The 11583-nt window shown below is 41.9% G+C and carries 14 protein-coding genes; 13 read left to right on the plus strand and 1 reads right to left on the minus strand.

Translation table 11 applies throughout. The annotated features are described in order from the left end of the window. The first annotated feature begins 149 nt into the window (after positions 1 to 149). From D0X99_RS19675 to D0X99_RS19700, 6 genes are all read left to right on the plus strand, one after another. A complete protein-coding gene (locus D0X99_RS19675) occupies positions 150 to 344 on the plus strand; it encodes a hypothetical protein (protein ID WP_119479590.1) in 195 nt (64 codons plus the stop codon). Positions 345 to 595: 251 nt separating this feature from the next. Continuing rightward, complete coding sequence (locus D0X99_RS19680; RefSeq protein ID WP_119479591.1) at positions 596 to 1243, plus strand: DUF6266 family protein; 648 nt, start codon at positions 596 to 598, stop codon at positions 1241 to 1243. 298 nt (positions 1244 to 1541) lie between these two features. Then, positions 1542 to 2291 (plus strand): hypothetical protein, encoded by a 750-nt coding sequence (locus D0X99_RS19685; RefSeq protein ID WP_119479592.1) that lies wholly within the window; start codon positions 1542 to 1544, stop codon positions 2289 to 2291. Further along, positions 2291 to 2719, plus strand: coding sequence for a hypothetical protein (locus D0X99_RS19690; protein ID WP_147392276.1), 429 nt, complete (start codon positions 2291 to 2293; stop codon positions 2717 to 2719). Before D0X99_RS19685 ends, D0X99_RS19690 begins: the two co-directional genes overlap by 1 nt. Continuing rightward, entirely contained in the window at positions 2695 to 2931 is a 237-nt protein-coding gene (locus D0X99_RS19695; RefSeq protein ID WP_147392277.1) for a hypothetical protein, read from the plus strand. Before D0X99_RS19690 ends, D0X99_RS19695 begins: the two co-directional genes overlap by 25 nt. A 28-nt stretch (positions 2932 to 2959) precedes the next feature. After that, the gene (locus D0X99_RS19700) at positions 2960 to 3211 is read left to right on the plus strand and encodes a hypothetical protein (protein ID WP_119479595.1); all 252 of its coding nucleotides are present in this window, start codon (positions 2960 to 2962) and stop codon (positions 3209 to 3211) included. Between the two features lie 351 nt (positions 3212 to 3562). Here D0X99_RS19700 and D0X99_RS19705 read toward each other — a convergent pair whose 3' ends face one another. Beyond that, a complete protein-coding gene (locus D0X99_RS19705) occupies positions 3563 to 3781 on the minus strand; it encodes a hypothetical protein (RefSeq protein ID WP_147392278.1) in 219 nt (72 codons plus the stop codon). A gap of 701 nt (positions 3782 to 4482) precedes the next feature. Here D0X99_RS19705 and D0X99_RS19710 point away from each other — a divergent pair. From D0X99_RS19710 to gmd, 7 genes are all read left to right on the plus strand, one after another. Beyond that, entirely contained in the window at positions 4483 to 4914 is a 432-nt protein-coding gene (locus D0X99_RS19710; protein ID WP_119479597.1) for a response regulator, read from the plus strand. 647 nt (positions 4915 to 5561) lie between these two features. After that, positions 5562 to 6071 carry a hypothetical protein gene (locus D0X99_RS19715; protein WP_147392279.1) on the plus strand — a complete coding sequence of 170 codons (510 nt, stop codon included), beginning with the start codon at positions 5562 to 5564 and terminating at the stop codon, positions 6069 to 6071. Between the two features lie 441 nt (positions 6072 to 6512). Further along, complete coding sequence (locus D0X99_RS19720) at positions 6513 to 7508, plus strand: mannose-1-phosphate guanylyltransferase (protein ID WP_119479599.1); 996 nt, start codon at positions 6513 to 6515, stop codon at positions 7506 to 7508. A gap of 30 nt (positions 7509 to 7538) precedes the next feature. Next, positions 7539 to 7922, plus strand: coding sequence for a four helix bundle protein (locus D0X99_RS19725; protein ID WP_119479600.1), 384 nt, complete (start codon positions 7539 to 7541; stop codon positions 7920 to 7922). Between the two features lie 72 nt (positions 7923 to 7994). After that, positions 7995 to 8963, plus strand: a complete 969-nt coding sequence (locus D0X99_RS19730; RefSeq protein ID WP_119479603.1) for a GDP-L-fucose synthase family protein — start codon at positions 7995 to 7997, stop codon at positions 8961 to 8963. Positions 8964 to 9128: 165 nt separating this feature from the next. After that, a complete protein-coding gene (locus D0X99_RS19735) occupies positions 9129 to 10010 on the plus strand; it encodes a glycosyltransferase family 2 protein (protein ID WP_147392280.1) in 882 nt (293 codons plus the stop codon). Between the two features lie 131 nt (positions 10011 to 10141). Continuing rightward, the gene (gene gmd, locus D0X99_RS19740) at positions 10142 to 11347 is read left to right on the plus strand and encodes a GDP-mannose 4,6-dehydratase (protein WP_119479602.1); all 1206 of its coding nucleotides are present in this window, start codon (positions 10142 to 10144) and stop codon (positions 11345 to 11347) included. The last annotated feature ends 236 nt before the right edge of the window (positions 11348 to 11583 follow it).

The raw sequence follows: 11583 nt of genomic DNA on the forward strand, positions 1-11583 counted from the left end.
AGAAATTTTATTGATGATTCGAGAATTCCGCAGGCATTCGGTAAAGCTAAGTAAGGCTTTTTTGGAAGAAATGCAGGAGGTAATTGGCCGCTTGCCTACTTCTTTTCAGAAAGAATCCAATTTTTAGTCACTTTAATTTTTAATTGACCATGTATATCAAACGTTGTGTAATCTATGCCAAAGACATCCAGCGGATTACCGGTCGCAGTCAGCGCTACAGTCATGAGGTAATCCGCAAAATCCGTCAGATGACTGAGAAGGAAAAAGGACAATTCGTCACCATAGGTGAGTTTTCGGAGTTTTCTGGAATTCCCAAAGATGATCTGGAAGGCTATTTGACCTGATATAGGTTGGTTTTTCCTAAGCAATGAATCCATACTCTGAGTGACCAACCCCAGGAGAATATCATTGCTAAGGGATACTTCATCCCGGGATTGTTCCACTCTTGTACCATCTGGCTTCTATCCTTGTCTCATCTGAACTGAAAGAAAACTGGGAGATGACTTGGATTCGGTTCGGAGAAGGTATTGGACTGCTCCTCTGCTGTTACAAAATTCAATTCAGTTTCATTTATCCATACTAAGCACAAAATACTATGGCTACTCTAAAACATCCCCTGTTGAGCCAGTTATCCGGTAAACTGGGTAATCTGGTGATATATCAACTAAATGGGAAAACGGTTCTCAGGGAAAAACCGAAATGGAAAACCGCCTATAAGGCTACACCTCATCAAAAAATGCATCAGCTGAAATTCAAGGAGGTCTATAAAATTTTAAGACCATTGAAAATTCTTCTGGATTTTGGTTTCTCAGAATTTATCGGCGGTAACAGAAAGGGAATTCACCTTGCCATGTCCCATGCAATGAAACAGGCCTGTTACCTTGAAGGCGAGCAGGTAAAAATCAATTTCAATTCGCTGCTTTTGTCCTCAGGACCAATCGAAGGGGTAGATCAGCTTGCCGTTGAAAAACCGGGAAACAAAATTCTGAGGCTTACCTGGGAATCTCAGGGTAATTATGAACCTTCCAGAGAATCGGATCTTACCTGGATAGTGGTCTATAATCCATCTCAGGGGTTAGTGGAAGAATTCAAGGGTAAGGCCTACAGAAGGACACAGGTTCAGGAAGTGGAAGTTTCTCCCAGAATTGATTTCAACGGACTGTTCATTTATGTTTCATTCTACAGAAACTTTCCTAAAAACAGGGTTAAATTCTCTGATTCAGTCTGTTTCCAATTGGAATAAACGAATGAATCGGTTCCGGACCATTGCTCGAGTTTTTAGCTCTTCTTTAATCCTGCCTCAATTTTGAAGCAGGATTTTTTTGTAGTTGGATGTGCATTTCGATAATTATCCCTTCCTGAATAGGAGATTATCCTTGGATCTAATCGGGTTTTTACGCTTCATTTTTAGTCTTCCAGACCAAATTTAGAATGCACGAATAGGCAAAGAGTGCGGGCTAAGGCACGAAATGCATGTTTAGTTGAAAACAAATTTGATGTATATGACCTTGGTGGCATGTTTAACCTAAACCCATATACATATGGCAAAGCAAACAGGAGTAATTACACTCAAAGGACCAGTCGGGAGACTTTCCTTTTACAAGACCAGAAACGGCTACCTCGCCCGTGAAAAGGGAGGGATAGAAAAGTCCAGGATCATGAATGATCCCCGTTTTGCGCGTACCCGGGAAAACATCCGGGAATTCACTGACAATGCCACCGCTTCCAAGCTGCTGCGGGATGCACTCCGACCGGTGATCTCCAAGATCGGTGATAAACGCCTCAACCTCAGGATCACTCAGGTGATGATGCAGGTATTGAAGTCCGATGAATCCAGTGTCAGGGGAGACCGTAAGGTTAAACTCGGCAACTGGGACCTACTCAAGGAAATGGAGCTGAATGCGGGTTCCTCCCTGAGCAGCACCCTGTTTTTCGAGATTCAAACCAGCGATACAGCCAGTGCCTGGCAGGTGCAGTTGCCCGCTTTTGTTCCCGGCGACATGATTGCCCTTCCGGTAGGAGCCACCCATTACCGGATTTCTGCTACGGGCGTAGCGGTTGACTTTGATCTGGGTACCCGAACTGTCATAGGTTCCACTACAGGTTCGATGTCAGTGTTGGATTCTGCCGGAGCTCAATCCCTTTCGGTAGACAAAGGGCAGCTCAGCGGAACGCATTTCGTGTATTTGCTGACCGTGGAATTTATCCAGATCGTCAACGGAGTGGAATACGCCATCAACAACGGCGCCCACAACGCGGCCAAGATCTTGGGTACGAGCAAAACTGTCTGATGCGTCTCCTGCTGAAACGCAGGTATACTCCCCGGCATACGCTGGGGAGGCTTTACCTGGGAAGTCGGCTGCTCTGCTGTATCCGAGAAGCCCCCAAATCCTGCTACTCTCCGCACAGGCACTGTTTGCCGGAGGGAGTCTTTGAATTGGAGTCGGTTCACGGGGAGGAGAGCGGATGGGCGATCCGGGTTGGAGAAGGAGGTTGGATCCGACACGTTGGTCCTGACAGGCTACCCGGACATTTGGAAATTGCACCGGTCACCGAGTTCAAATCTGGGGCAAAACCCACCTTTACCAGATTGGCCTTTCAAAAGCTGCTCGATGAATTGGGTGGCCTTTGGGAAAGGGGCGAGGTGGTGGAGCTTCAGGTGACGGGAGCGGAGATTCCTTATCGTTTGTCCGCATGTCCTATGCCCAACTTCTCCTGATGATTACAGGGGCGATACTTTCGCTGCTGCTCTCGGTCATCGCTTTTTTCCTGAAGTTTCTAGTCCAGGATTTCAGGAAGTTGCAGGGAGATTTTATGGAAATCAAAGTCCGTCAGGAAAGCCTGAGGGCTGAGATTGACCGAATCTCCGAGGTGCTGTTTTTACTCAAAAAACAGTTGATCAGGAATGCTAGACATTCTTATCCGAAGTGAATGAAAATGAAAAATTGAAAATTAAATCATGGATTTAATCACAGAGATCAAGGAACGGGCACAGGCCCCAACTCCACCTTTCTTTCAGGTATTGAAGAGGCTTGGGCTGCTGATTGCTGCAATAGGGCTGGGGGTATTGACCGCCCCTGGAGAGTTGCCGGAAATCCTCATGACCTATGCAGGGCATGCGGTGACCGCAGGGACGATTCTGGTCAGCATCTGTCAACTGACGGTTGACGAAAGCAGACTTGAGGAAAAGTTGCTAAATTCCGTCAAATAGGCTAATAAAGTCGAATGACAAGTTAAAACCGGGCGGGTCTCCTGCCCGGTTTTTTACTTTTCCTTTCTTAACTGTCCAACCGGTGCCAGTTTCCCGACTTTATTGTCTTTACTAATTTCTCAAATTGGATTCCATCTTGCTGCCTTCAAATTCCGTCCTCCAAATCTCCAATCTCATTACCGGATAATAGTCGTCGGTTGGGCCATGCAGGATTTATGGTTTTTGGATCTGCGGAAAACCGTAAAAAAAACAGGTTAGCACCTGAGTGGGCGAAGGTGATCCACCTGTTTTTAGGTTTGTAGCAGAGTCAAAAATCAAATCGAAAACAAATTAAAAGTGGGTATGAGAACCTTACCGATTTGAAGTAAAGCCTGTGGCCCAAGGCTTTTTGGTTACTTTTTGGCCGACAAAAAGTGACGAAAGAAAAGGAAAAAACACATGGATGTTTTTTTGCTGGTAGTGGCTGCCTTGTTCAGCATTTTTAATTCGGAGCCTTTGTTCCAGGATTTGCAATCCAACTCCCCAAACTCCAATCTCCAATCCCCAATTTGTTTTCCATCTTGCTGGCATGAGGTCCCGTTTTCCAAATTGAATTCCTCGGCAAGCGTTGGCTAAACCGCTTACTTTTTTTACCCGGGGTTTTGGTTCGACTAGCTCACCAGCCAACCCCGGGCTATTAATATTGGACCCCTACAGGGTCCTATTTCCCATATTTTGGTCGATTTTCGATTCAACCGACATTCATTATTCATCATTCGGTGTTCGAAATTCGATATTTTTTCAACTAACACTTTGCCGACGTGAGTGGAGACACTCACGTTTTTTTCCTTGCTGCTGTTGGACATTTGTGATGTCAAACGTTCGTTATAAGATTTGCAATCCATTTCAGTACTGGAGTATTGCAAAATCCGCTCTTCGGGAAGGCAATTCTGGGTCAGGTCTACACAAAGTGATGAATTTCTCCTCCAGTCATTCATTATTCAAAATTTGAATTTTGGCCTTCGTTATAAATCTTTAAAAAAACTCCTATCAGTCGGTTTACGGAAAGGACCTACAAACTGTTAAATGGATTTATTTTGGAAAGAGGATTAATTAGACCAAGTTTCCAAAATCTTAAAATATCATCAGAATCTTTGGATCATAGTTAATTATCAATCCGAGATGCATTTTTGAACCTTTTTAAGTTTTGACATTTGTCAAAATTATTTAATTTACCACCGTACTTAATCGTTGAATTGAATTTTTAAAAAAGAAGAATAACCGTTCGTTTTATGTTAGCCCAGCTAATCGAAGATATTATTGTTGTAGATGATGACCCTATTCAGCATTTTGTTTTTAAAAAGTTGATTTTTAAGATTGACTCAAAAATCTCCTTGAAAAGCTTTTACAATGGAGAAGAGGCTCTTTTCTTCTTAAAAAAGAAAGTGTTGGGGAATTCAGAAAATAGAATTAGTCTGATATTCCTTGATTTGAATATGCCAAAAATGGACGGTTTTGGGTTTTTGGAGGAGTATAGAATGCTTCATCAAGACCTAAAATCCAAAAATAGGGTAGTGATTCTTACAAGTTCCATCCGAAATAATGACCGGATTTTAGTTTTGGATTTTAGAGAATTGAATGGCTATTATGCCAAGCCTATAAGTTTGGACTTTCTAAAAAAAGTTATTAATGGCTTAATCGCAAATAGCGTTCAGGAGTTATGAGCCAAGAGATTAAAAATTTATTGAAGTTTTTGAAAAGTGAATATTTTTTTAAAACCTAGTTGAATTTAAATTCTTTCAATTTACATGCAAACAGAGAATTCCCGGATTTTGGCGGCAAATACTTGTTTAATTATGGAGGTAACTACCTTCCAGAACACAAATTTTTGATCTAAAAAATCAGGTTGTCGGTGATTAAATTTTTCCTAGGTTCTCTTCGTCTCAATTTTTTAGAATTCAAAAAAATAAAATCCAGCCTTGATAGTTTTGGGTCGTCAATGAATCGAGATACCACAGAAAGTGTTTTTGTTACCGGAATTTTTGCATTTATCACGTTTAATGGTATGAAAAAGAGTTGAGAATCAAGGTGTTTTATGCGTTACATAATTGTTAAAAATTCAATAAAATGTTTTATGGTTAGCATAAACTTTAAAAAAAAGACAAAAAAATATTCGATTACTTACTTTTTTTAAAAAATGGATGAATATTTGATTTATGGTTTAGTTCAGGTTCTTGCGCTTCAGATTTGATGAATAGCAGGAATTCCTGAAAAGTCATAATTAATGTTTTAGCTGATTATTTTTAAAAATCTAGTCGTGTTTCATTATTTCAGAAAAATTTTTACCGGGTACACCACAGTCAAAAAGAACATGAACGGAACAGAATTCCGGTACATGTACTCCGGTAAGCCGGTATTTTTTGATCCCTTGTTGATGCTGAGGGAATTCAACAATCGGGTGTCCGAAGAATCAGTTCAACACTTGGATTTAAAAACATCCATTGACGTGTTGAATGTAAGTTTCGTGCAGCCAGGAGAAAGTGATCTTCCCTCGGTTATTTGTATCTGTACAAAAAATGGCAGGGAACTTAAAGTTTCCAGATTTACACTGAAGGATGGAATTCACCCCGTAAGCATTTACCTCTTTGAGGAGAACGGGGTTTCATTTGGTTCCTTCCGCCGGAAGTATGACTATGGATCCAAATTACATGAAGCAGGAAAGAAGTTAGCTGAGGTCAACCAAAGTGAATTAGATATTTCAAACGAAAAATGGTTATGGAAGGGAATAAGCAAAGAATGCCTTTTTTTGGAAAAATTTGGTCATACTCAAATTTGGCATTTTATTGATTCTGAGCAGGTTGATTTTTGGATGTATTCCTGAAGGTTAGTTAAAATCATCAAACTAATATTTATTCAAACTCAATTAAGTTGTGGTGAAATGCTTTTTTTAGTATATAAAAAAAACAATAAAAAATAGGATTAAAAATGAGTACAAAAATTGCTGGATGGTTAACTTTACCATCGAGTTTTTAGGGGAATGCCTCAAATTTTGCTTTTGAGACCCTTTTTTAAACGATAAACCCAATACTGCCTGATGATCAATGATTTCAGGCATTTCAAACGATCCGGCTAAGTCCGAGCAGACAAAAAAGCATTAGAGGGTATTTAAGGGGAGGAATGTTCAGCTTTCTGTCTTAAATCCATCTCATTTTCCGCTTTTTTTTCTCAGCCTGGGACTGAAAGGGCGAAGCTGTGCATATGGTCGGAGTTTAACCTTAAACTTAAAATCCAAGACCTCGAACTCCGAACCCGAATCCGAACAATGAAAACAATAAATGTGATCCTCTCCGGTGGTGTCGGTTCCCGACTCTGGCCATTGTCCAGAAAGACCCGGCCTAAGCAGTACCTACCGATTTTTGAAGGTCAAACACTATTTCAAAAGACCGTTCACCGAAATAGGGAGTTTTGCAGTTCTTTAATGGTAGTCGGTAATTGTGATAATTACGAGCTTTCCAGGTTGGATCTGATTAATGAAGGTTTGGAATACTATAAGGAAATCATCGAAGCCTGCCCCCGAAATACCGCCGCAGCGATTGCCTTTGCAGCATTTGCCTCAAATCCGGAAGATATTTTGTTTGTGACCCCTTCGGATCACTTGATTCAATCCGATGAACACTACAAATCGGCAGTATTAAGAGCTATTCAGTTGGCCAAAGAAGGGCATCTCGTGACTTTTGGTCTTCAGCCTACCAAGCCGGAAACGGGCTTTGGCTACCTTGAATCCAAAGGGGAAGAAGTTCTGAGTTTTAGGGAAAAGCCTGATTTGGATACTGCAAGGCATTTTCTGGAAAAGGGCACTTTTTATTGGAATTCAGGGATGTTTTGTTTCCAGGCTGGAGTTTATTTGGAGGAACTCAGGATATCCGAACCGGAATTGTTTCGAACTTCCAAATTGGCTTTTGAAAATTCTGAGAATGGTAAACTGAATCTGGATTTGTCCCTTCAGATACCTTCAATTTCCGTGGACTATGCGGTGATGGAAAAATCCACAAAGATCCGAATGGTACCTTCCGCCTTTAATTGGTCAGATATGGGCTCTTTTGAATCCATTTATGATTATTTCGATCACCAAGGCTATCCAAAAGATGAGGATGGAAACATGGTCATTGGAACGGACATCCACACCGAATTCACCGGAATGAAAAATGCCCTCTTGATCCAAACACCGGATGCCATTTTAGTACTTCAAAAAGAAAAGGCTCAGGATGTAAAGAAAGTATATGAGCGCCTGGAAAAGGAAAAGCCGGAGTTGGTATAAAGGTTAACCGTTAATGGTTAAACGTTAATTGTGGCTCGAATTGAAAGCTTTGAGGAGTTGGAAGTTTGGCAATTAGCGAGAGAATTATGTTTGCTAGTTAAAAAGCTAAGCTCTAAGGGACCATTCTTAAAAGATTTCAAATTTTCAAGTCAAATTAATTCAGCAGTCGGTTCTGTTATGGATAATATTGCAGAGGGGTTTGAAAGAGATGGAAATAAGGAATTCATTAATTTTCTTTATATAGCCAAGGGTTCAAATGGTGAAGTACGATCCCAATCTTATAAAGCCTTAGACTGGGAATACATTTCACCGAAAGAACAATCTGAAGTTTTGACATTAACTGAAAAGTTAAAATTTAAAATCCAGGCATTTATCTCTGTTCTCAAAAACAGTGGATTCAAAGGTTACAAGTAATCGCTTCGTTTGACGTTTTTCCTTTTAACGCTTAACAATTAACTCTTAATTCATAATTTCCAAATTTTGCCAATCCGTTTAAACACCCGCATATACATCGCCGGCCATCGGGGTATGGTCGGTTCCGCAATTTGGAGAGCATTGGAAGCCAAAGGATATTCCAACCTGATTGGACGTACTTCCTCAGAATTGGATCTTAGAAACCAATCCGCTGTGTCCGATTTTTTCCATACCGAGAAACCGGAAGTGGTCATCGATGCAGCTGCCCGGGTAGGGGGTATATTGGCAAATAATACCTACCCCTATCAGTTTCTGATGGAGAATATGCAGATTCAAAACAATCTGATCGATTCATCTCTTCAGGCCGATGTTCAGAAGTTTATCTTTCTGGGTTCCTCCTGTATCTATCCCAAGTTGGCATCACAACCCCTGAAGGAAGAATACCTGTTGACAGGTACTTTGGAGCCCACCAACGAATGGTATGCTATCGCGAAAATCACTGGTGTAAAGGCTTGCGAAGCGATCCGTAAACAGTTTGGAAAGGATTACATTTCCCTGATGCCGACCAACTTGTATGGGCCCTTTGATAATTTTGATTTAACTACCTCCCATGTCCTCCCGGCCATGATTCGTAAGTTTCACAATGCGAAAGTGTTTAGTGAAAAGTCTAGGGTTAGCGAGCCTGTCGAGCTATGGGGAAGTGGTAGCCCTATGAGGGAGTTTCTTTACGTGGAAGACCTTGCTGAGGCCGTAGTTTTTGCTTTGGATAATCAATTCAGGGACAATCTCTACAATGTGGGGACTGGTGAGGACCTGACCATCCGTGAACTTGCAGAACTTATCCAGAAAATCGTAGGCCATACCGGGGAAATCAAGTGGGATGCAAGCAAACCAGACGGTACTCCCCGCAAGCTGATGGATGTGTCCAAAATGGAACAAGCCGGATGGAAGGCTAAAACAAGCCTGGAAGAGGGCGTCCGGAAGACGTATCAATGGTTCCTCGAGCATCAGGATTCCTTCAAAGAAGTCAAAATAGATTAGTCCTTGGGTTCGGAAAATTTTCACCCTGATGTCCCCGAGTTGGCTCCGCTTGTACGAATGGAGAAGGAGAGGAATTAAGTCCAATTAATTTTGATCAAAGCACTTTTCTTGCAAGATTTCGATCAGTCTGATGATAGATTGTCTCAGACTGAATCAATAATCGAAATGGAAGAAAATGTGAATTCATTCGAAGCGGGGTCAAAACAAATTGCAGTACTGATTACCTGTTTCAACAGAGTCGCCACCACACTTCAATGTTTGGATCATTTGTTTCAGGCCACCCTTCCGGAAAATACTTCAATTGAGGTTTTTTTGGTGGATGATGGTTCCCCTGATTTGACAGGGCAGAAAGTGAAATCAAAATATCCCCAGGTGAATGTGATCCAAGGGGACGGAAACTTGTACTGGAGTGGGGGGATGTACAAAGCCTGGGAGGAAGCAGCCAAATCAAAGGACTTTGATTTCTACCTCTGGTTGAATGACGATACCCATATTTTTCCGGAGGCAATTGTTGAATTGCTGAAGGATGCCGCCATAACCCATTCAAAAAGTTTGATTGTCGGTTCCTGCTTAAGCAACAAGGACAAGTCTTTTACCTATGGAGGCTATGTTGGAGAAGTTTCCCTCCTTCCCTCTGGAGTTCCTCAAAAATGTGACTTTACCAATGGGAATCTGGTTTTGGTTCCCAAGCATATTTACACCAAAATAGGAAACTTAAATAAGCGGTATATCCATTTATACGGTGATTATGATTACTCCATGAGAGTAAACCAGGCGGGCCTATCCTGTTATTCCAGTTCTCAGTTTTTGGCCACCTGTGAACCCAATGAAAAATCGTATTGGGGTACAGATGACATGAGTACCTGGCAAAAACTGAAGCTGCTCCATCATCCCAAGGGAATTGATCTCAAAAGGGGATTTTATTTTAAAAAGTACCACTTTGGTACAAAGGTGGGAATCAAAGTAGTATTGGATGCCTATTTAAGGATCCTTACTCCAGCTCTTCACCGACTTATAAAAAGGAAAAAATCAAAGGTTAAGGGTTAATAGTTAAACATAATTGACCTGCAACCTATCACTTTTCTAATAAACGCTAACCGTTTAACACTTAACTCTTAACATTCAACGCTTAACGTTTAACCCCTTGACGTGTTGATGATTAACTTCAAAATTCGCTCATGACATCGAAGAAACATACCAAAGTCGCACTGATTACCGGAGTAACGGGTCAGGATGGTTCCTACCTTGCCGAACTTTTACTGGAAAAAGGCTACCAAGTCCACGGCATCAAGCGTCGGGCCTCGTCCTTCAATACCCAACGAATCGATCACCTATATCAGGATCTTCATGAGCGGCATGTGAATTTCGTGCTTCATTATGGGGACTTGACCGATTCCACCAATATTATCCGGATCATCCAGGAAGTGCAGCCGGATGAGATTTATAATCTTGGTGCCATGTCCCATGTCAAAGTTTCCTTTGACTCCCCGGAGTATGTAGCCAATGTGGATGGCATTGGTGCCCTTCGGATTTTGGAGGCAGTTCGAATTTTAGGGCTGGAAAAAAAGACCCGAATCTATCAGGCATCCACCTCCGAACTCTACGGGGGTATGCCGGAAAACAAGAATGCTCAGGGTTTTTACGACGAGAATACTCCCTTTTATCCCCGCTCTCCCTATGGAGTGGCCAAAATCTATGGCTTTTGGATTACCAAAAACTACCGAGAGGCTTATAACATGTTTGCCTGCAACGGGATACTCTTCAACCACGAGTCTCCACGCAGAGGGGAAACCTTCGTGACCAGAAAGATTACCATGGCTGCAGCAGCCATTGCCATGGGTAAGCAGGACTGCCTGTACTTGGGTAATCTGGAGGCCCTTCGCGACTGGGGACATGCCAAGGACTATGTCCGTGCGATGTGGCTGATCCTGCAGCAGGAAAAGCCTGAAGACTTCGTCATTGCCACCGGCAAAACCACCAAAGTCCGTGACTTTGTACAGATGGCCTTTGCTCACGTGGGATTCACGATCCGATGGGAGGGAACCGGCGTTGACGAAGTTGGAATTCTCGACCACATCGATGAGCAGAAATATTTCAAAGCAACAGGGAAAGCGTTAAACGTTAAAATGTTAAGCGTTAAATCATTAAACGAAGCCACGGTTAACGATGAACGTTTAACGTTTAACGTCGGTCAGGTACTTGTGAAAGTAGACCCAAGATATTTCCGACCGACCGAAGTGGACCTCCTGATCGGCGACCCGACTAAATCCAAAACCAAACTGGGCTGGGAACCGGAATACGACCTTCAGGGACTTGTGGAGGATATGATGAGGGGAGATTTGAGTTTGCATCGACATGGGTATTTCATTCCAGTTAATGGTTAAACTCATAAAAGGTGATCGTTAAAAGTTGAAGAGTTAAACTGAGTTCCTTTATTGAAAAACGATTAAGTCATCATTCTTTCCACTTTTTAATAATTCAGATGGTGAACTTTATGCTTTATCCGGCAAGGCTTAACCATTAACTACCTGAACTTCCTACAGAAATGTCTTTTAAAACAATGGGAACAGAATCCATTATAGATCATTCATTTCAGATTTTTCTTTTCATTCGTAAAGTG

The organism is Algoriphagus lacus (assembly GCF_003583985.1).
GTDB classification, from domain to species: domain Bacteria; phylum Bacteroidota; class Bacteroidia; order Cytophagales; family Cyclobacteriaceae; genus Algoriphagus; species Algoriphagus lacus.